The 20,707-nt window shown below is 65.8% G+C and carries 18 protein-coding genes; 13 read left to right on the top strand and 5 right to left on the bottom strand.

The features are described from left to right. Nucleotides 1-16: 16 nt before the first annotated feature. The 7 genes from MQC88_RS02390 to MQC88_RS02360 all read left to right on the top strand — a co-directional run bounded on the left by MQC88_RS02390 (nucleotide 17) and on the right by MQC88_RS02360 (nucleotide 10,507). Complete coding sequence (locus MQC88_RS02390) at nucleotides 17-1,426, top strand: NarK family nitrate/nitrite MFS transporter (protein WP_243318892.1); 1,410 nt, start codon at nucleotides 17-19, stop codon at nucleotides 1,424-1,426. 88 nt (nucleotides 1,427-1,514) lie between these two features. Continuing rightward, nucleotides 1,515-5,258 (top strand): nitrate reductase subunit alpha, encoded by a 3,744-nt coding sequence (locus tag MQC88_RS02385; protein ID WP_243318890.1) that lies wholly within the window; start codon nucleotides 1,515-1,517, stop codon nucleotides 5,256-5,258. Then, entirely contained in the window at nucleotides 5,258-6,808 is a 1,551-nt protein-coding gene (narH, locus tag MQC88_RS02380) for a nitrate reductase subunit beta (RefSeq protein WP_243318888.1), read from the top strand. Before MQC88_RS02385 ends, narH begins: the two co-directional genes overlap by 1 nt. Next, nucleotides 6,805-7,488, top strand: a complete 684-nt coding sequence (gene narJ, locus MQC88_RS02375) for a nitrate reductase molybdenum cofactor assembly chaperone (RefSeq protein ID WP_243318887.1) — start codon at nucleotides 6,805-6,807, stop codon at nucleotides 7,486-7,488. The genes narH and narJ overlap by 4 nt, the downstream gene beginning before the upstream one ends. Beyond that, on the top strand, nucleotides 7,485-8,192 hold the full coding sequence (gene narI, locus MQC88_RS02370; RefSeq protein WP_243318885.1) for a respiratory nitrate reductase subunit gamma: 708 nt from the start codon (nucleotides 7,485-7,487) through the stop codon (nucleotides 8,190-8,192). The genes narJ and narI overlap by 4 nt, the downstream gene beginning before the upstream one ends. Before the next feature lie 3 nt (nucleotides 8,193-8,195). After that, nucleotides 8,196-9,095: a peptidylprolyl isomerase gene (locus MQC88_RS02365; protein ID WP_243318883.1), complete on the top strand. Its 900-nt coding sequence runs from the start codon at nucleotides 8,196-8,198 to the stop codon at nucleotides 9,093-9,095. 74 nt (nucleotides 9,096-9,169) lie between these two features. Next, nucleotides 9,170-10,507 carry an MFS transporter gene (locus tag MQC88_RS02360; RefSeq protein WP_243318881.1) on the top strand — a complete coding sequence of 446 codons (1,338 nt, stop codon included), beginning with the start codon at nucleotides 9,170-9,172 and terminating at the stop codon, nucleotides 10,505-10,507. Between the two features lie 161 nt (nucleotides 10,508-10,668). Here the strand turns inward: MQC88_RS02360 and MQC88_RS02355 are convergent, their stop codons facing one another. From MQC88_RS02355 to MQC88_RS02345, 3 genes are all read right to left on the bottom strand, one after another. Next, the gene (locus MQC88_RS02355; RefSeq protein WP_243318879.1) at nucleotides 10,669-11,751 is read right to left on the bottom strand and encodes a tellurite resistance/C4-dicarboxylate transporter family protein; all 1,083 of its coding nucleotides are present in this window, start codon (nucleotides 11,749-11,751) and stop codon (nucleotides 10,669-10,671) included. A 36-nt stretch (nucleotides 11,752-11,787) separates the two neighbouring features. Continuing rightward, nucleotides 11,788-12,123, bottom strand: coding sequence for a hypothetical protein (locus MQC88_RS02350; RefSeq protein ID WP_243318876.1), 336 nt, complete (start codon nucleotides 12,121-12,123; stop codon nucleotides 11,788-11,790). A 64-nt stretch (nucleotides 12,124-12,187) separates the two neighbouring features. After that, nucleotides 12,188-12,598, bottom strand: coding sequence for a ribonucleotide reductase subunit alpha (locus MQC88_RS02345; RefSeq protein ID WP_243318874.1), 411 nt, complete (start codon nucleotides 12,596-12,598; stop codon nucleotides 12,188-12,190). Nucleotides 12,599-13,143: 545 nt separating this feature from the next. Between MQC88_RS02345 and MQC88_RS13035 the strand changes: the two genes are divergently transcribed. After that, nucleotides 13,144-13,413, top strand: a complete 270-nt coding sequence (locus MQC88_RS13035) for a BPSL0761 family protein (protein WP_315857054.1) — start codon at nucleotides 13,144-13,146, stop codon at nucleotides 13,411-13,413. Between the two features lie 99 nt (nucleotides 13,414-13,512). On the opposite strand, the gene MQC88_RS02340 is transcribed toward MQC88_RS13035, so the two are convergent. After that, on the bottom strand, nucleotides 13,513-14,919 hold the full coding sequence (locus tag MQC88_RS02340) for a hypothetical protein (protein ID WP_243318871.1): 1,407 nt from the start codon (nucleotides 14,917-14,919) through the stop codon (nucleotides 13,513-13,515). 142 nt (nucleotides 14,920-15,061) lie between these two features. Between MQC88_RS02340 and MQC88_RS02335 the strand changes: the two genes are divergently transcribed. Continuing rightward, a complete protein-coding gene (locus tag MQC88_RS02335; protein ID WP_243318870.1) occupies nucleotides 15,062-15,511 on the top strand; it encodes a Tn7 transposase TnsA N-terminal domain-containing protein in 450 nt (149 codons plus the stop codon). Between the two features lie 217 nt (nucleotides 15,512-15,728). Here MQC88_RS02335 and MQC88_RS02330 read toward each other — a convergent pair whose 3' ends face one another. Continuing rightward, the gene (locus tag MQC88_RS02330) at nucleotides 15,729-16,025 is read right to left on the bottom strand and encodes a hypothetical protein (RefSeq protein ID WP_243318868.1); all 297 of its coding nucleotides are present in this window, start codon (nucleotides 16,023-16,025) and stop codon (nucleotides 15,729-15,731) included. Between the two features lie 177 nt (nucleotides 16,026-16,202). On the opposite strand from MQC88_RS02330, the gene MQC88_RS13105 reads away from it, so the two are divergent. The 4 genes from MQC88_RS13105 (at nucleotide 16,203) to MQC88_RS02315 (ending at nucleotide 20,700) form a co-directional block, all read left to right on the top strand. Further along, complete coding sequence (locus MQC88_RS13105) at nucleotides 16,203-16,619, top strand: CopL family metal-binding regulatory protein (RefSeq protein WP_425491527.1); 417 nt, start codon at nucleotides 16,203-16,205, stop codon at nucleotides 16,617-16,619. 115 nt (nucleotides 16,620-16,734) lie between these two features. After that, complete coding sequence (locus tag MQC88_RS02325; protein WP_243318866.1) at nucleotides 16,735-18,543, top strand: copper resistance system multicopper oxidase; 1,809 nt, start codon at nucleotides 16,735-16,737, stop codon at nucleotides 18,541-18,543. Nucleotides 18,544-18,548: 5 nt separating this feature from the next. Continuing rightward, the gene (locus tag MQC88_RS02320) at nucleotides 18,549-19,610 is read left to right on the top strand and encodes a copper resistance protein B (RefSeq protein WP_425491583.1); all 1,062 of its coding nucleotides are present in this window, start codon (nucleotides 18,549-18,551) and stop codon (nucleotides 19,608-19,610) included. Between the two features lie 28 nt (nucleotides 19,611-19,638). After that, on the top strand, nucleotides 19,639-20,700 hold the full coding sequence (locus MQC88_RS02315) for a c-type cytochrome (protein ID WP_243318860.1): 1,062 nt from the start codon (nucleotides 19,639-19,641) through the stop codon (nucleotides 20,698-20,700). Nucleotides 20,701-20,707: the final 7 nt, after the last annotated feature.

The following is a 20,707-nucleotide window of genomic DNA, read 5'->3' as shown; positions in this document are numbered from 1 at the left end:
TGCACGGAGATGCGGCATGACGGTCACGACCGGGCCACGGCCCCCAGGCAGTCCGCGCATCCTCGACGACTGGCGCCCCGAGGATCCCGGGTTCTGGGAGCAACACGGGCGCAGGATCGCCAACCGCAACCTCGCCATTTCGATCCCGGCCCTGTTGCTGGCATTCGCGATCTGGATGGTGTTCTCGGCCGTCATCGTGAGCCTGCCCAAGGTCGGCTTCGGCTTCACCACCGACCAGTTGTTCTGGCTGGCCGCGTTGCCGGGGCTATCGGGTGCAACCCTGCGCATCTTCTATTCGTTCATGGTCCCGATCTTCGGCGGGCGCCGCTGGACCGCGATCTCGACCGCCCTGCTACTGGTGCCGGCGCTGTGGCTCGGGTTGGCGGTGCAGGACCCTGCCACGCCGTTCTGGCAGTTCGCGATGATCGCGTTCCTGTGCGGGTTGGGAGGCGGCAACTTCGCCTCGTCCATGTCCAACATCTCGTTCTTCTTCCCCAAGTCGCGTCAGGGTTATGCGCTGGGCATGAACGCGGGACTGGGCAACCTCGGCGTGTCCGCGGCGCAGTTCGTGATCCCGCTGGCGATCACCGTCGGCATTTTCGGCGCGATCGCCGGCGCGCCGCAGCAGATGGTCGATGGCGGCGTGCTGTACCTGCAGAACGCGGGATTCGTCTGGGTTCCGTTCCTGGTCGCATGCGCCATCGCCGCCTGGTTCGGCATGCACGATATCGCCAGTGCGCGCTCGAGCTTCGCCGAACAGTCGGTGATCTTCCGGCGCAAGCACAACTGGCTCATGTGCTGGCTATACACCGGCACGTTTGGCAGCTTCATCGGCTACTCGGCCGGATTCCCGATGCTGATCAAGACCCAGTTCCCGGCGGTGGATGCGCTGGGCTATGCCTTCCTCGGGCCATTGGTGGGCGCGCTGGCGCGGCCGTTGGGTGGCTGGCTGGCCGACAAGGCGGGTGGCGCGATGCTCACGTTCTGGGTGTTCGTGCTGATGGTGGCGGCCGTGTTCGGAGTCCTGCATTTCCTGCCAGGTAGCGGGTCGGAAGGCAGCTTCATCGGCTTCCTGGCGATGTTCATGCTGCTGTTCGTGCTCACCGGGATCGGCAATGCGTCGACTTTCCGGATGATCCCGGTCATCTTCCGCACCATGCGCGAGCGCGAGTTGGGGCCGGACGCGGGCGAAGCGCAACGGGCTGCGAGCGCGCGCCAGGCCGGCATCGAATCGGCGGCGGTGATCGGTTTCTCCTCCGCGGTGGCGGCCTATGGCGGCTTCTTCATCCCCAAGAGCTACGGCTCGTCGATTGCGCTGACCGGCGGCCCGGAGATGGCGCTGTACGGCTTCGTCGCGTTCTACGCGACCTGCATCGCAATCACGTGGTGGTGGTATTACAGGCGTGGCGCGGAGGCGCCATCCTGACGTTTGCTATGGTTGGACCTGCTGTGGTTTCCGCGAACCCGGCATCGCCAGTGCCTGTTCGCCTCGTAGCTTCCATGAGGACGTCCAGATGAGCTATTTCCTCGACCGGCTGCAGTTCTTCAAGCGCGAAAGGACGACTTTCGCCGACGGCCACGGCACCACCCGCAGCGAGGACCGGCGCTGGGAAGACGGCTACCGTGCGCGCTGGCAATACGACAAGATCGTTCGCTCCACGCACGGCGTGAACTGCACCGGCTCGTGCAGCTGGAAGATCTACGTCAAGAATGGCCTGGTCACCTGGGAAACGCAGCAGACCGACTACCCGCGCACGCGCCCGGACCTGCCCAACCATGAGCCGCGCGGCTGTCCGCGCGGCGCCAGCTATTCCTGGTACCTGTACAGCGCCAACCGCCTGAAGTACCCGCTGGTCCGGGGTGCGCTGCTGCGGATGTGGCGGCAGGCACGCAAGAGCATGTCCCCGGTCGAGGCCTGGGCCAGCATCGTCGAGGACCCGGACAAGGCGCGCGAGTACAAGACCCGGCGCGGCATGGGCGGCTTCGCCCGCGTGCGCTGGGACGAGGCCAACGAGATCATCGCCGCGTCCAACCTGTACACGGTCAAGCAGTACGGCCCGGACCGGGTGATCGGCTTCTCGCCGATCCCGGCGATGTCGATGATTTCCTACGCCGCAGGCGCGCGCTACCTGTCGCTGCTCGGCGGCGCCTGCCTGTCGTTCTACGACTGGTACTGCGACCTGCCGCCGTCGTCGCCGCAGGTCTGGGGCGAACAGACCGACGTGCCCGAATCGGCGGACTGGTACAACAGCCGTTACATCATCGCGTGGGGTTCCAACGTCCCGCAGACGCGCACGCCCGACGCGCATTTCTTCACCGAAGCGCGCTACAACGGCACCAAGACCGTGGGTATCTGCCCGGACTACTCCGAGTTGGCCAAGCACACCGATCACTGGCTGCATCCCAAACAGGGCACGGACGCGGCGCTGGCGTTCGCCTTCGGCCATGTGATCCTGAAGGAATTCCATGTCGACCGGCCGTCGCAGTACTTCACCGACTACTGCCGGCAATACTCCGACATGCCGCTGCTGGTGCGGCTGGACCGGCGCGCCGATGGCCGCCTGGTGCCGGAGCGGTTCCTGCGTGCCAGCGACCTCGGCGGCCTCGGCGAGGACAACAACCCGGAGTGGAAGACGCTCGCCTACGACGAGAACAGCGGCGGGCTCGTCGTTCCCGGCGGCTCGGTAGGGTTTCGCTGGGGCGAGAAGGGCAAGTGGAACATCGAGGAAAAGGACAGCGCCGGCCGCGACACCCGCCTGCGCCTGAGCTTAGAGGGCTTCAACGAAGGCGTCGAAGCGGTCAGCTTCCCGTACTTCGGCGGCATCGAGCACGAGCATTGGACCGCCTCCCGGTTCGACGAGGTGCTCGAGCGCAATGTCCCGGTGCGCAGGCTCACCCTGGCCGACGGCAGGGAGTGGGCGGTCGCGACCGTCTATGACCTGCTGCTGGCGCAGTACGGCGTGGACCGCGGCTTCGGCGGCGGCAACGTCGCCGCCAGCTTCGACGACAACATTCCGGGCACGCCGGCCTGGCAGGAAACGATCACCGGGGTGCCGCGCGAGGACGTGATCGAGATCGCCCGCGAATTCGCGCGCACCGCCGACAAGACCCATGGCCGCAGCATGATCATAGTCGGCGCCGGCATGAACCACTGGTTCCACAACGACATGAACTACCGCGGCCTGATCAACATGCTGGTCATGTGCGGCTGCGTCGGCCAGACCGGAGGCGGCTGGGCGCATTACGTCGGCCAGGAGAAACTGCGCCCGCAGACTGGCTGGATCCCGCTGACCTTCGCGCTCGACTGGAGCCGCCCGCCGCGGCAGATGAACGGCACCTCGTACTACTACTTCAACACCGACCAGTGGCGCTACGAGAAGCTCAAGGTCGAGGAACTGCTGTCGCCGCTGGCCGACCCGAAGAAGTACTCCGGTTCCATCGCCGACCTCAACCTGCGCGCGGTGCGCATGGGCTGGCTGCCGTGCGCGCCGCAGCTCGACCGCAATCCGCTGCAGGTGGCGCGCGATGCCGCGCAATCCGGCCAGGCGCCCGCGGACTACGTGGTCGACAAGTTGAAGTCGGGCGAGCTGGATTTCGCTTTCGCCGATCCGGACTCCCCGCAGAACTTCCCGCGCGCGATGTTCGTGTGGCGCTCCAACCTTCTCGGATCCTCGGGCAAGGGCCACGAGTACATGATGCGGCACATGCTCGGCACCCGGCACGGCCTGCAGGGCAAGGACCTGGGCGAGATGGGCGAAGTCAAGCCCGAGGAGATCAAATGGCGCGAGCAGGCGCCGGAAGGCAAGCTCGACCTGCTGGTCACCCTCGACTTCCGCATGTGCACCACCGCGCTGTATTCGGACGTGGTGCTGCCGACCGCGACCTGGTACGAGAAGAACGACCTCAACACCTCGGACATGCATCCGTTCATCCACCCGCTGACCAAGGCGGTGGACCCGGCCTGGGAGTCGCGCAGCGACTGGGACATCTTCAAGGGCATCGCGCACGCGGTCAGCGAGATGGCGCCCGGCGTGCTGGGCGTGGAGCAGGACGTCGTGCTGGTGCCGACGCTGCACGACACCCCGGGCGAACTGGCGATGCCGTTCGACGTGCGCGACTGGAAGAAGGGCGAGTGCGAACCGATCCCGGGCAGGACCATGCCGTCGATCGCCGTGGTCGAGCGCGACTACCCGAACCTCTACAAGAAGTTCACCTCGCTGGGACCGCTGCTCGAGAAGCTCGGCAACGGCGGCAAGGGCATGCAGTGGGATACCCGGGAGGAAGTCGAGTTCCTGGGCAAGCTCAACCACGCGGTGCGCGACGAGGGGATCAGCAAGGGGCGTCCGCAGGTGGAATCGGCGATCGATGCCTGCGAGGTGGTGCTGCACCTGGCGCCGGAGACCAATGGCCACGTCGCGGTCAAGGCCTGGCAATCCCTGGGTGGTTTCACCGGCCGCGACCACACCCACCTGGCCAAGGGCAAGGAGCACGAGGCGATCCGCTTCCGCGACATCGTCGCGCAGCCGCGCAAGATCATCTCGTCGCCGATATGGTCGGGGCTGGAAGACGACCACGTCAGCTACAACGCCGGCTACACCAACGTCCACGAGTTGATCCCGTGGCGCACGCTGACCGGGCGCCAGCAGTTCTACCAGGACCACGAGTGGATGGTGGCCTTCGGCGAAGGCTTCATGGGCTACCGGCCGCCCGTCGATACCAAGACCGTCAAGCCGCTGCTCGCCCAGCGCGGCAACGGAAACAAGGAGATCGTGCTCAACTGGATCACCCCGCACCAGAAGTGGGGCATCCACAGTACCTACAGCGACAACCTGATCATGCAGACGCTGTCGCGCGGTGGCCCGATCGTGTGGATCAGCGAGGACGACGCGCGGGCGGCGGACATCGTCGACAACGACTGGATCGAGCTGTTCAACGTCAACGGCGCGATCACCGCGCGTGCGGTGGTCAGCCAGCGGGTGATGCCGGGGATGGCGATGATGTACCACGCCCAGGAACGCATCATCAACATCCCGGGCTCGGAAATCACGGGCACGCGCGGTGGCATCCACAACTCGGTCACCCGCGTGGTACTCAAGCCGACGCACATGATCGGTGGCTACGCGCAACTGTCCTACGGCTTCAACTACTACGGCACCTGCGGCACCAACCGCGACGAGTTCGTGATCGTGCGGAAGATGAAGATGATCGACTGGCTCGACGGCGAAGCGCCGGCCATGGCCGCCGAGGAGATCGGGTGATGAAAGTACGCGCGCAAATCGCGATGGTCCTGAACCTGGACAAGTGCATCGGCTGCCACACCTGCTCGATCACCTGCAAGAACGTGTGGACCTCGCGCGAGGGCGTCGAGTACGCATGGTTCAACAACGTCGAGACCAAGCCGGGTATCGGCTACCCCAAGGAATGGGAGAACCAGGACAAGTGGAACGGTGGCTGGGTACGCACGCGTGGCGGCAAGCTGGTGCCGCGCGCGGGCGGGCGCTGGCGGATGCTGGCCAAGATCTTCGCCAACCCCGACCTGCCGCAGATCGACGACTACTACGAGCCGTTCGACTACGACTACCAGCACCTGCACGAGGCGCCCGACGTCAAGCACCAGCCGACCGCCAGGCCGCGCTCGCGCATCACCGGCCAGCGGATGCAGAAGATCCACTGGGGCCCGAACTGGGAGGAGATCCTCGGCAGCGAGTTCGAGAAGCGTTCCCGGGACGTCAACTTCAACGGCGTGCAGAAGGAGATCTACGGCGCGTTCGAGAAGACCTTCATGATGTACCTGCCGCGCCTGTGCGAGCACTGCCTGAACCCCGCGTGCGTTTCGGCGTGCCCCTCCGGCGCCATCTACAAGCGCGAGGAGGACGGCATCGTCCTGATCGACCAGGACAAATGCCGCGGCTGGCGCATGTGCGTGTCGGCGTGCCCGTACAAGAAGATCTACTACAACTGGAAGAGCGGCAAGTCGGAGAAGTGCATCTTCTGCTACCCGCGCATCGAGATGGGCGAGCCCACCGTGTGCTCGGAAACCTGCGTCGGGCGCATCCGCTACCTCGGCGTGATGCTGTACGACGCCGACCGCATCCAGCACGCGGCGTCGGTCCCGGCCGAGAAGGACCTGTACCAGGCCCACCTGGACATCTTCCTGGACCCGTTCGACCCCGCGGTGATCGAGGCCGCGCGCAAGGAGGGCATCCCCGACAACTGGCTGGAAGCGGCCAGGGCGTCGCCGGTGTACAAGCTGGCGATCGACTGGAAGCTGGCGCTGCCGTTGCATCCGGAATACCGCACCCTGCCGATGGTCTGGTACGTGCCGCCACTGTCGCCGATCCAGTCGGCGGCCGAACGCGGCCACGTCGGCATGTCCGGGGAACTGCCGGATATCGCCTCGCTGCGCATCCCGGTGCGCTACCTGGCCAACATGCTGACCGCCGGCGACGAGGCGCCGGTGGTGCGCGCGCTGGAGCGGATGATGGCGATGCGCGCCTGGCGCCGGGCCAGGAACGTCGACGGCGTCGAGGACACGAAGGTGCTCGAACAGGCCGGCCTGACACCCGCCCAGGCCGAGGACATGTACCGCTACCTTGCCATCGCCAACTACGAGGATCGCTTCGTCATCCCGACCGCGCACCGCGAATATGCCAACGATGCCTACGGCGAGCGCGGCGGCTGCGGCTTCACCTTCGGCAACGGCTGCAGCGGCGACAGCCCTGCGGACCTGTTCGGTGCGCGTCGCATCACCAGCTATGCCGTGCCGCCCCCGCGGCAGGAGAAGGAACACGAAGAGGTCGTGCCGTGAGCCTGCTCAAGCTGCTCGGCGTGCTGCTCGATTACCCGCGCGACGAGATCTGGGAGCATGGCGACGAACTGCTGGCCGCCGCCGACGACCCCGGGCTTCCGCCGCCGCGTCGGCGCGCGCTGGTCGAGTTCGTGCAGCGGCTGCTCGACACGGACCCGCTCGTGGCCCAGGACGGATGGCTCAGCCTGTTCGACCGCGGTCGCTCGATGAGCATGCTGCTGTTCGAGCACATCCACGGCGAGTCGCGCGACCGCGGCCAGGCGATGGTCGACCTGATCGAGGCCTACCGCAAGCACGGTTTCGAGCTGGCGGCCCGCGAGTTGCCGGACTACCTGCCATTGTTGCTCGAGTACCTTTCGCAGCGGCCCCAGGCCGAGGCCCGCGACTGGTTGCACCATGTCAGCCACATCGTGGGACTGCTGGCGGCTCGCGCCGCCGAACGCGGCAGTCCGCATGCGCTGCTGTTCGAACTGCTGGTCGAGCATGCGGAGGGCGAGCTCGAACTGGGCGCGCTGCGCCGCCGCGCGAGCGAGGAGCCGCGGGACGACACCGCCGAGGCGATCGATGCGCTGTGGGAAGAGGAGGCGGTGCGCTTCGGCAACCAGGCACCGGATGAGAACTGTTCGCCGAAGGGCCCGCAGCATGCGCGCCCCGGTGACATTCGCGAGGCACGGTCATGAACCATTCCTTCAACCTGTTCGCCTTCCAGGTCTATCCGTATGTCGCGCTGGCGGTGCTGTTCACCGGCAGCTGGCTGCGTTACGACCGCGCCATGTACACCTGGCGCACGGGCTCGAGCCAGCTGCTGTCCAGCCGCGGCATGCGCATTGCCAGCAACCTGTTCCACGTCGGCATCCTGGCGATCCTGGGCGGCCACCTTGTCGGCCTGCTGACGCCACACTCGGTCTACAGCGCCCTCATCACCGCGCCGCAGAAGCAGTTGCTCGCGATGTGGGCGGGCGGGGTGTTCGGCGGCGTCTGCCTGGTGGGGCTGGTGATGCTGCTGTGGAGGCGTCTGTTCAACCCGCGCGTGCGTGCCACCGGCACCCCGGCCGATACCGTGGTGCTGGTGCTGCTGCTGGCTCAGCTGCTGCTTGGCTTCTACACGATCGTGCAGTCCACCAACCACCTGGATGGCAGCGTGATGATGCTGCTGGGCAGCTGGGCGCAGCACATCGTCACCTTCCGCGGCGGCGCGGCGGAGTTCATCGCCGGCGTGCACTGGGTCTACAAGGCGCACGTGCTGCTGGGCCTGACCCTCATCCTGGTCGCACCGTTCACGCGGCTGGTGCACATCTGGAGCATTCCGATCAGCTACCTCTGGCGTCCGTACCAGGTGGTGCGCAGGCGCCAGCCGCCGCTGCGCTACGGTCCCAGGAGCTAGGCGATGGCTGCGCAGACGCAACGGGTGCTGCCGATCACGGTGATCGACTCCGACAAACCGGTCCCCGAGGACGCCCACCACCACCACGGCAGCGACGGTGACGGCCCGCGCAGCCTCGGCCAGCCGGCGCCCTGCATGCTTTTCGTCGCCGACACCGCGATCAGCGAAGCCGACATCGCGCGCGAGATGCAGCACCATCGCGCGTCCAGGCCCGAGCGGTCCCGCGCCGACGCCGCTCGGGCGCTGGTGGTGCGCGAGTTGCTCCGGCGCGAAGTCGAGCGCCTGGGGCTGGCCGGAACTGCCGCTCCGATCGGTCGCGAGACAGCCGAAGAGGCGGCGATCCGCATCCTGCTGGAACGCGAGCTCGAGCGCCGCGTCCCCACCGAGGAAGACTGCCGACGTTACTTCGAACAGAACCGCGAGCGCTTCCGCTCGCCGGACCGCGTCCGCGCGAGCCACATCCTGCTTGCCGCGCCGGCCGACGACGTCGATGGCCGCTTCAAGGCGCGCAGCGAGTGCGAACGCATGATCGCGGAACTGCAGGCAAACCCGGCGTTGTTCGCCGACTTCGCCATGCGCCATTCGCACTGCCCGTCGAGAGAGCAGGGCGGCGAGCTCGGCTGGCTCGAGCGCGGGCAGACCACGCCGGAATTCGAGCGGCAGGTCTTCCGCCTGCGCGTCGGGTTGGCGGCGTACCCGGTCGAATCGCGCTGGGGCTACCACGTGGTGGAGGTCAAGGAAGCCGCATCCGGCGAGGCGCAGGACTTCGGCGCCGTGCGCGAGCGGATTTCCGACTACCTGGAGTTGCAGGTACAGCAGCGCGAGCTGCAGCACTACCTGCTGGAACTGCAGCAGCGCCACGGCGTGCGCGGGCTGGAGGAAATCGAGGCCGCTGCGGGCTGACGACGGCCGCGCGCGACGAAGGCGGCCCGCGCCGACGCCGGGCCATCCGCGACCCCACGAGCGAAGCGAAGACCATGCAGGATTCCGACATTGCCTCGCCGGCGCAGCAACAGCGCGCGTTGTGGCTCAGCACCTTCGCCTTCACCGTGTGCTTCGCGGTGTGGACGATATTTTCGATCATCGGCATCCAGGTCAAGCAGGACCTTGGCCTCAACGAGACCGCGTTCGGACTGCTGATCGCCACGCCGATCCTGACCGGGTCATTGACGCGCCTGTTCCTGGGCATCTGGGCGGAGCAATACGGCGGTCGCCGCGTGCTCACCCTCGTGATGCTGGCTGCCGCCGTGGCAACGTGGGCGCTGACCTGGGCCCATACCTATCGGCAGTTCATGCTTGCTGCGCTGTTCGTCGGCCTGGCGGGCGGCTCGTTTTCGGTCGGCGTGGCCTATGTCTCGAAATGGTTCCCGCCGGGCCGGCAAGGCACCGCGCTGGGAATCTTCGGCGCCGGCAACGTCGGCGCCGCGGTAACCAAGCTGCTGGCGCCGATGGTGATGGTGGCGGCGGGCTGGGCGATGGTGGCCAAGGTCTGGGCGGTCGGGCTGGCGGTCGTCGCGGTGCTGTTCTACCTGCTCGGCCAGGACGATCCGTCGCTGGCGCAGCGGCGCAGGACCGGCGCCAGGCCGATGTCGTTCCGCGAACAGATGCAACCGCTGAAGAACATCCAGGTCTGGCGCTTCTCGCTGTACTACTTCTTCGTGTTCGGCGGGTTCGTGTCGCTGGCACTGTGGCTGCCGCACTACCTCACCGGCGCCTACGGGCTGGACGTCAGGACGGCGGGCCTGGTCGCCGCCGCCTACTCGATCCCCGCGAGCCTGTTCCGCATCGTCGGCGGCTGGCTCTCCGACCGATTCGGCGCCCGCGTGGTGATGTACTGGACGTTCGGCGTTTCGAGCCTGTGCACGTTCCTGCTGTCCTATCCGGATACGCACTACGTGGTCAGGGGCATCGACGGCGACATCGGCTTCGACCTGGCGATCGGACTGGTTCCCTTCACCGTGCTGGTGTTCGTGCTGGGCTTCTTCATGTCGCTGGGCAAGGCTGCCGTGTACAAGCACATCCCGGTCTATTACCCGGCGCACGTGGGCGCGGTGGGCGGCGTGGTCGGAATGATCGGGGGGCTGGGTGGCTTCCTGCTGCCGATCGCATTCGGCGCCATGAACGACCTGACCGGGGTCTGGACCAGCTGCTTCATGCTGCTTTTCGTCGTGGTGGCCGCGGCGCTGGCGTGGATGCACTACGCGATCCGTCGCATGGAGCGCGCGCACTTTCCGCAGATCGGCCGCGAGACCGACCTGCCGGAGATCATCGATGCGGCCGTGGCCGCGCAGGTGCCGGTCGGCACGCGGCGCTGAGCCTCACGGGCGTGCATCCGACCGGTCGTTCGGCCTGGCGAAAGGGGCAGGGCAGGAGGCCGCCGCGCATCGGCTGGCCCCGTGCGGACATGACTTGGCCGCCGTCTCTCCCGCGTGCCGGGCACGGCTGTCATCGACCAGGCAAGGCTGGTCCGGTGGCCTCATCCGGGCGAAGGTTGGCGAACGGCGGAAAGCGCCCGCGATGCCGCGCGCAACATGCCGACGAACGCACCCATCCACGCGCCGAGGCCCAGCACCAGGAACACCCACGGCAGCCACCCCAGGAACGCGAATCCCAGCGCCCCCAACATCGCGTGCGTCGCGGCCGCATACATGCCCAGCGGGAACACCGCACCCCAGTACAGCGGGTCGTAGCGCAACGGGAACCGCCGGTACACGTGCCGCCACAGCGCCAGCACCAGCAGCATCGGGATCCACCAGGTACCCGTGGCCCAATAGAACACCGTGAAGCCCTTTATGAACGGCTGCAGCGATTGCAGGAACGGCGCGTGCGCGACGTTTGCGATCAGCAGGGCCCCTGCCAGCGCCGAGATCGCCATGGCGCCCATGTTGATCCAGTACGGCGGCGACAGGTCGCCGGGCTCGAAGGTAAAGAAGGCGTAGCGATAGAAGATGAGCGACATCATCCAGATGTAGAGCATCCCGCCCCACAGCCACATCGACAGCGCGAAGAAGTTCATTTCCAGCTTCCACGGCTGGCCGACGTGCGCGGCCAGCAGCGCGCCCAGCACCGCGACCGACTGCGTCGCCACAACCGCCAGCAGCCAGCCGCCGTTGATGCCGCGTTCCAGCGGAGGCTTGCTGCGCTTGACGGTGAGGATGGTGAAGATCGCGTACGTCAGGCCAGTCCACAGCACGATTGCCAGGCCCCACAGCACCAGCGCCAGCCCCAGGTTGCGGCCGAGCAGCAGCACCTGGCTGCCAAGCACGCTGGTGGCGACGACCACGGTGAAGAATCCCGGGCCACGCAGGTGGTCGGCGATATCGCTCATCATCGCGCGCGGAAACCACAGCAGGCGCAGCGCGAACAAGGTCCACAGCACGACGTAGAACGCGATGTTGAGCGCGAACAGCGCGTGCGCGACGGCCGCCATCCCGAGCCGGAACGAGGCCACGGAAAGGATGCCGGTCGACATCACCAGCGCGAAGTAGGCCGGGGAAAGTTCCTCCAGGCCGGGCAGCAGCCGCGCCAGTCGCCCGTCCGGATGCCGGAGGCCTTTCACGTCTTGCACCACGGATGCGAGGCGTCCGGCACGGATTCAGAAGGGCAGGATGACCTTGCCCAGGTGCCCGAGGAACAGGAATATCGACACCATGACCGCGTTGAGCGCCCACGCCACGGTCAACCAGCGCGCAAGGTAGCCCCACATGTCGTTCCTGACGTTGAGGGCATCCACCCAGATGGTGCGCATGATCCATGCCGTGTACAGCAGGAAGGCCCCCAGCATCAGCGCCAGCACCATGGCATCGACCCGCCGGTAGAAATACAGGATCGCACCGAAGAAAACCTGGCTGACCAACACGCCGTAGATCCAGAAGGCCACCCACAGGCGGGTACGGCCGCGCGGCTCGAGGGGTAGCGACTGCGTGTTCATGGCTGGCTCCACTGCAGGGAAGGGCGGTCGTGGGGAAGGCGGGCGCGGGTCAGGTGGCGGCGGCTCATTGGCGTTCCAGCTGCACCAGCTCACCGTGGCGGTCGACCGCGAGGAACTCGCCGATCCTGCCGCCCTTGATCGCCTCGACCATCAGTTGCAGCGGCTGCGCTGCTTCGTCGCTGCTGGGCGGATGGCCGCCGCGTCCCGACATCGCCGCGACGAACAGGATGTCCCAGTCGATTCCGGTGAGCAGCGACTCCTCGGCCAGCGCGGCGAAGTCGCGGATCTCGTCGGGCGACTTGTCGACGCACAGGGCCGGCGCCAGGGCGCCACCTTCGCCACGTTCGAATCGAAGCCGTTCCTCGGCCGTCGCGTCGGCCGGCAACTCCGCCGATGCGAACACCAGCAGCAGGCGTTGCGGCTCGGCTTGCGTGCGCGCCGCCTGCAACAGGCCGGAAAAGTCGTGCAGCGACATGGACGCAACCTCCGGTACCGGAACGTGAGCACGGGAACCTCCGGCCATTGTCCCCGATCCTCAGGATCGTGGGCCTGTCCGCGGCCCATGGCATTGATCCAGGTCATTCCCGGGCCGCGCTTCGGCGTCGAGGGAACGAGATGTCTGCCGCGCATCCGTCATCCGCGCCCGCCGGTAAAGTCGACATGTTCAGTCCGGAGGGCGCCTGGCACCTGCAGGGGTTCCCGCCAGCTGTCGGGGCCCCTTTGAATTTGGCGCGCCCCGCAATCGACTGATAAGCCCATGATTTTTTGGGCCATTTTTGCCGCTCGACCAAGTCGCGCTGACCTATGCCCTGCAAGGGCGCGCCACTTTCAGAGGGGCATTTGTCGGGAAACGACAGGTTCTGAGGGGCAAGCCGACCCACCCACGGACCACGTCGGCCAAGACCACGACGAGGCGGCATAGCTCCATCTCCGAACCTGGTTCTTGGGGCCGTCAGGGGGTCGCAATCGCTGCGACGGTGCCAGCCAACCCTGACCGAACCGCACGTAGAGGACCAGCCGATGACCATGCCAGACGAACGTTCCAGGGCCCTGGTCTGGGCGGGCGGCTTCCTGATTGAGCTAGCGCGGGACAAGTCGCTTCCTCTTCAGACCAGGCGACGCGCAGTCGGCATCGCGCGACATTTTCCGACCATCGAGCAGTTGGACTCGATGGCGATCTCGGATCCGGCCTGTGGGCTCGAGCCCCCATCCAGGCACCCCTCGTGGGTTGAGCAGTGCAGATTCGGTCCCCTCCGGTACAGCACCGGGTTTACCTGGCCCGACGAATAGGGAAGTAGCCGGGTCCTGACGGGGAGCCTCCGTTGGAGGAGCCATCGGACGGAAATGACCGCTGCGACGGCGGGTTCCCTCCATGAAGGTCGTGTGGTTTTATCCATGGGCGAGGTGGCCAAACAGGTCCCCGGTGTGCATGTCTCTCGGCATTCGAAGCCGATCGGGCACCCGGAACGCGTTTTCGTCTTCGGTTTGGTCGCCCTTGAGGTTGACCCCGCCTGATCGTGGAAGGATTCGAAGAACGGGCCCCGTTACGCACCATCCGGCAGCTTCCTGGACATCGAGCACATGAGCGCCTTGCTGCAGGAGATCTCGCGCCTTGCCCAGGCGCATCGAGGAGGGGCTATAGGCGTGTAGATGCTGCCCTTCCATGAACCGCCGAAACGCGTGTTTCCATCTTGCGGAAGTCCATGCGCCTCCTCCCTTTGCGCGAAAGAGTGGGCCGCCTTCGCCTGGCCAAAGGAGGATCGAACGTTCGAGCCACGCCATGGTCGCCTGCGACAGATGCACGCTGCGTTTGCCCTTGCCTCTGGAGTCGGGCTGAAGATGAATCATGCCCCCCTTGCGTAGCCGGCACAGGTCATTTCGGCTTGCTGGAGGAACGATCCACTTTCCTTCAAATTTGAAGCCGAAGATCTGATCGTTCCGAGCCATCGTTTCATAGCAGAGCAACAGCGCCGCGAGTGTTCTGACCTCTTCAGCTGAATATTGGTTGGTCAGCGAAATAGTTCCTTGAATCTGCTGCCAACCCAGCGGAGTAACCAGGCGCGGTTGGAGCTTGCGCGTTTCGTTTGCATACCCGGATGCTCGCCGAACGCGCCGCACCACGGGCTCGGCCGCCGGGTCCGGCCAAGACAAAACCCCGAGCACGCGCCCGATGGCCCAAACGCGGGGCCCCACCAAGGCAGGGAGAGTCCCTTCCTTATCCTGATGGGCGATGTACGCCTCAATCGCGGCGGGCGTTCCCGCCAAGCCACTGCGCTTCTGGGCGTGCCACCAACCCATCCAGTGCCGAAGGTATGTCGCCAGGCTCCGGCGGGTTCGCAGCCCGAGGCCCCGGCAAAGCTCCTGCTGGAGCGAGGCAGACAATTCGTCGGGCAACGTCTGGCCGGTGCAACGCTGATACGCCAGCGCGAAGACTGCGCCCAGTCGATCGGATAAAGATTCCATGTGCCCTCGTTGCGCGTAGCTGGGCATCAACGGAACCATGGATTTGGGCACGACAAAGTTAGACGCGCTCGTTTGCGCCGCATCGCCGTTGACAGTTCCCGCGAAAAATAGGCGTAGATTCGCGGCCGCCAGCCGCCCCTCAGGCCGCTGCCGGGCCCCGCGCTCCGGATCTCGGGCCTCATCCATGACCCGGCGTGCCTCCGCAAAGGCATGCGTTTTCTCGACCGCGTCTAACTTGCCCGCCGCTTTGGATGGGCCAGGGTGGCTGTCCCTCGACGCCGCCGCGGCAAGCAGATTCACGCGCTTGCCGGAGACCTTCGTCGAGTAGCTCAAGGCTGAGCGATCCGCGGCGGATAGGCCGCGCGGAATCCGACATGGACGCCTCTTCAGGAAGGGGAACACCCATGCACATCTAACCGATGGTCAATCTCGGCCCGATTTCGATCGGCTCAATTCCTTTGTCTGAGAAATCATCATGAATCATCAATCGAAAGCTGCGGCGTCCAGCACGGACCCCCGCATTACCTGGTGCGCCCGCAAGATCCCGCTCTCGCACGCACGTCATCTCTGCGGTCGCGTGCCGTGGCGCCCCCCGAGTCAGTCCATCGATGTCGAGAGCGGCCTTGAGGCTCGGGCCACGAGGTTGCTGACGCGTACGCCTGGCCTGATCGCTTTGCACAGCCAGCCGTTCACGCTGACCTACTGGGACGAGGAAAAAGGCCTGCGGCGCCGTTACACCCCGGACCTGCTTGCGGTGTTCGTGGACCAGCCGTCCTGGCTGGTCCGCCTTGGATTCGATCGCTGGACGGTGATCGAAGTCAAACCCGAGTCCAAGCTGGACGACGTCGCTGCGGACCTCGCCCGGCACCACCGCGCGATCCGGGAGCAGCTCGGCTTCGCCACAGTCATCCTCACCGAGTATTGATCCTCGCAGGAGGTTCCCTTTTCACCGCGGCTGTAATGGGGCGGCCGGCTTTGCAATGTCATCAGGCATGGAATGATGCCTTCATGGCGCTCGCGGACTCGCCGGACATGACGCCCAGCGACCGGGAACAATTGCTCGAGGCGCCGAAAAATTCCGTCGCGTGTCAGAAGACCGAAAGTTTCGCCCATCTCCTGGGGTACTAGGGCGAGGAGGCTTGCTAGAACAAGTCCGAAATGTTCTTGCCATCCTCAAAGACGTAGTCCCTGGTCATTTCAATGCTTCGCCGTTCTCCAGTACTTAGCACGACAGTGACAGCGAAACCGCCGGATACAAGCCGGTTTCTGACCTCTTGGAGGATCAGGTAATAAGCGGCAACATTGCCGGCCCTGGATGCTGTTATCAGCCCTGGAAATTGTTTGAACTCCAGACCGAGCCTTCGAACTTCCGGTGCGCCGTTAAGTTCCTTCAGATCATCGATCTGCGTGTTCCAGCCTTCAAAGTCTATTCGCCCCATGTTTTCATCCCAAGCACCTCGAGAGGGTGCGCAACCTGTGCAAATACTCGTTTCCTTGGGCCTGTTACCGACGCTCCAAACTAGACGTTGCCGGCATCGTCGGCCCAAACCCTTGAGGTCATCCAGACTTCATCCGGCCTGTACCCTCCAGGGCGAGACGTGGGATAGAGTAAGCCGATGAAAGCTTGGCCGACCTTGCTGCGTGTGCTTGTCAGCATCGCCCTTATCCTGAATGGGGTAGGGGGCGCGGTGGCGGCCACCCGCATGCATGTTGATCAGGTATCCACGGCGGAGCACGCAGCGTCGCCCAAAGTGGCGAGCACCGGAATGCCGTGTCACGAGCATCAGGTCGCTCAAACGGCCGCCGACACCCAGCACGTTCCCAGTGGCCCTCTTCCGTCAGGAAAGGCCCCTGTTCCGGACTGCTGTAAATCCGGCGCTTGCACCTGCGCGTGCGCGCACGTCGCTGCCGTGGCGCTCCCCTCGCTTCAGCGAGCTGCGCCCGTTCCGAATCGCAATCTCGCGATCCGGCGGCTGCCGATGTCCCATGCAGCCCCCGCGCTGCCGCATCTGATCCGACCTCCCATCGGCTAAGCGTCCCTTCGGCGTCCCTTGGCGCCTGATCATCCCTGTCCGCTCGCGGTATCGCCGTGCGGGCGGGGATCCCCGTAAGGCTCGTCCAGAGCCTGATGCTTTCCGCGGAGTTTCCATGTCATCCGACTTCTCCGGCCGCAAGGCCAATGGTCCCTCTGGGGTTTCCAGGCGCCGTTTCGTCCAGGGCCTGGCGGCCGGCGGGGCAATCGCCGGTCTCGGACTCTGGCCCAAGGCCATCTGGGCGATGAAATCGCCCGGCCAGCTCACTGTCCTCGCTGGCACCGAGTTCGATCTGGCTATCGGCGAGACGCCGGTGAACTTCACCGGGCGCACCCGCCCGGCCATCACGGTAAACGGTTCGTTGCCAGCGCCGCTGCTGCGCTGGCGCGAGGGCACGACGGTCAACCTGCGGGTCTCCAATGCGCTGCCGCCAAACTCGATCCACGGCCACGAAACCTCGATCCACTGGCATGGGATCCTGCTGCCGGCAAACATGGATGGGGTCCCCGGCCTCAGCTTCGCCGGCATCCATCCGGGCGAGACCTATCACTACCGCTTCCAGGTCCGGCAGGCCGGCACCTACTGGTACCACAGCCATTCGGCGTTCCAGGAGCAGGCGGGCCTTTACGGACCATTGGTGATCGATCCGATCGATCCGGAGCCGTTCGCCTTCGACCGCGATTACGTGGTGATGCTGACCGACTGGACGGACCTGGATCCCACCGCGCTGTTCTCGCGCCTGAAGAAAATGTCGGATTACGACAATTACGCCAAGCGCACTGTCGGCGACTTCTTCGACGATACGCAGCGCGACGGGCTGGCCGCTACCGTTGCTGATCGCCGGATGTGGGGTTCGATGCGGATGACGCCGACCGACCTGTCGGACGTCAACGGCAACACCTATACCTACCTGATGAACGGCACGACCTCGCTGGGCAACTGGACCGGCCTGTTCCGTTCCGGCGAGAAGATCCGCCTGCGCTTCATCAACGGCTCGTCGATGACCCACTTCGACGTGCGCATCCCCGGATTGAAGATGACCGTGGTCGCCGCCGACGGCCAGTATGTGCATCCGGTGACGGTCGACGAGTTCCGGATCGCGACCGCCGAAACCTTCGATGTGATCGTCGAACCGTCAGGCCAGGATGCCTTCACCATTTTCGCCCAGGACATGGGCCGCACCGGCTACGTCAGCGGCACCCTGGCCGTGCGCGAGGGACTGCGGGCGCCGATCCCGGCGGTCGACCCACGGCCGATCCTGAGCATGGGCGACATGGGGATGGGTGGCATGGACCATGGCGGCATGTCCGGCATGAGCGAGGGGCACGACATGGCCTCGATGCCGGGCATGACGCATGCCATGCCGTCGATGCCCGGGATGGCCGTGGGCGCCATGGCGATGCAGCAACACCCGGCCAGTGAAACCGGCAATCCCCTGGTCGACATGCAGACGATGGCGCCGACCCCGAAGCTCGAGGATCCCGGCATCGGCCTGCGCGACAACGGCCGCACGGTCCTGAGCTACGCCATGCTGCGCAGCGCGTTCGAGGATCCCGACGGCCGGGACCCTGGCCGCGAGGTCGAGCTGCACCTGACCGGGCACATGGAGAAGTTCGCCTGGGGGTTCGACGGCAAGAAGTTCTCCGATGCCGAACCGTTGCGTTTCAACTATGGCGAGCGCCTGCGGATCGTGCTGGTCAACGATTCGATGATGACCCACCCGATCCACCTGCACGGCATGTGGAGCGACCTGGAGGACGAAGGCGGCAATTTCCACCTGCGCAAGCACACCATCGACATGCCGCCAGGCAGCAAGCGAAGCTACCGCGTGCGCGCCGACGCCCTGGGCAGCTGGGCCTACCACTGCCATCTGCTCTACCACATGGAAGCCGGAATGATGCGGCAGGTACGGGTGGAGGAATGAACACCATGCGCGACTTCAAACCGTCCGGATGCCACTACGCGTTGGCCGCCGTCCTGGGTGCGTTGCTGGTGCCGCTCCCCGCGCTGGCACAGCACGCCGGCCATGCCGGCATGCAGATGCCCATGCCTGCGCCAGCACCTTCCCCGGACAAGCGGTCCGTAGACCAGAAGAAGAAACCGACGGCGTCAGTGCCTGTGACGCAGGCACCGGTCGAGCAGGCAACGCCGCCGGCCGCGTCGACGCAGGACATGCCCATGGACCACAGCGCCATGGGGCACGACATGGGCACGATGGACACGGGTGGCATGACGATGCCGATGGATCACGGCGCCATGAACATGTCGGCGCCCACGCAACCGCGTACGCCGATCCCCGCGCTCACCGATGCCGATCGAGCCGCCGCGGAGCCACCGCCTGCCGACCATCCTGTCCACGACAACACGGTCCAGTCCTACGTCCTGTTTGATCGCCTGGAAGGTTGGTCGGCCGACCCGGGCACGGGCCTCGCATGGGAAGGCCAAGCCTGGTTCGGCACCGACCTCAATCGCCTGTGGCTGCGTAGCGAAGGCGAGCAGGTCGATGGCCGCCTGGAATCGGCCGATCTCGAGGTGCTGTATGGCCACAGTTTCAGTCCCTGGTGGGATGTGGTCACTGGCGTGCGCCACGATTTCAAACCCGGCGGCGCCCAGGATTTTGCCGCCATTGGCGTCATGGGACTGGCGCCGTACAAGTTCGAGGTCGCCGCGACCGCCTATCTGGGGCAGGGCGGGCAGACGGCTGCCCGACTGGAGGCCGAGTACGAAACCCTGTTCACCAATCGTCTGATCCTGCAGGAGCGGGTCGAAGCGAACCTCTACGGGAAGGACGATCCGCGCCGCGGCATTGGCTCCGGGCTGAGCACGTTCGAAGCCGGCTTGCGCCTGCGTTACGAGTTCACGCGCCGGTTTGCGCCCTACATCGGCATCGTCCATGAGCGTGCGTTCGGCGGCACGGCCGACCTGCGCCGCGCAGAGCACGAGTCGACCGAAGACACCCGCATCGTCGCAGGCTTGCGCCTGTGGTTTTGACACGACACTTTCAATGGGGATCATTGCCATGAAGAACCATCAGCGTCACCTACTGGCTGCCGGCATCGCTATCGGCGTGCTCGCCATCGGCATTGGCGGCTTCGTCTGGTCCGGCCTATACAACATCGGTGCGGACGATCCGCACTGGGCACCGACCCGCATGTTGATCGACAACCTGCGCGAACACTCCATCGGCGCGCGGATGGTGGATGTCGCCGTACCCAACCTCGAGGATCCGCAACGTATTCGACTCGGCGCCGTGAACTACAGCGCCATGTGCACCGGTTGCCACCTGGCACCCGGCGTGGAGGACACCGAGATCCGGCCCGGGCTCTATCCGATGCCGCCGAATCTGACGACGCTCGCAAACCAGGACCCGAAACGCAGCTTCTGGATCATCAAGCACGGCATCAAGATGTCGGCCATGCCGGCGTGGGGGAAGACCCATACCGACGATCAGATCTGGGACATGGTCGCCTTCCTCCAGAAGCTGCCCGGCATGACCCCTACGCAGTACGCGGCGCTCGGCGGCAAGCCGCCGGCGGAGGACGAGGACCACATGCATGCCGGCATGGAGGACGAACACGCTGGCGGCGGCGAATCCCATGGCGAAAGCGAACAAGACGGTCATGCGCACGAAGCAGGCGACGCCGGCCATGAGGCATCGGACCCGGCCGCGTCGACCATTTCCATGGCTGGATTGGCGGCGAACGCCGTGCCGGCCGCCGAATCGGCCGCCAAAGCGTTCCACGAGGCGCTCAAGCGCGGCGATCGCCAGGTTGTCCTGGCGCTACTCGCACCCGAGGTAGTCATCCATGAAGGCGGCGAGACCCAGTCGCGAGAGGCCTACGCCGCCAGTCACCTCAATCACGACATCGCCTTCCTGAAGGATGCCGATATCCGGCCCGTCGACATTGGCTCCATGGCCATGGGCGACACCGCAATGGTCGGCAGCCGGAGTCAGGTGCGAACCACGCACCACGGCGAACCGGTGGCCGTGCTCAGCAGCGAAATGCTCACCCTTAAAAAAGCGCCGAATGGTTGGCTCATCACACAAGTGGACTGGGTTTCCCAGCCGCTCCAGCCATGAGGGAGAT

The organism is Cognatiluteimonas sedimenti, from assembly GCF_022808325.1.
Taxonomy (GTDB): Bacteria; Pseudomonadota; Gammaproteobacteria; order Xanthomonadales; family Xanthomonadaceae; genus Cognatiluteimonas; species Cognatiluteimonas sedimenti.
This window is presented reverse-complemented; position numbering and strand designations above follow the sequence as displayed.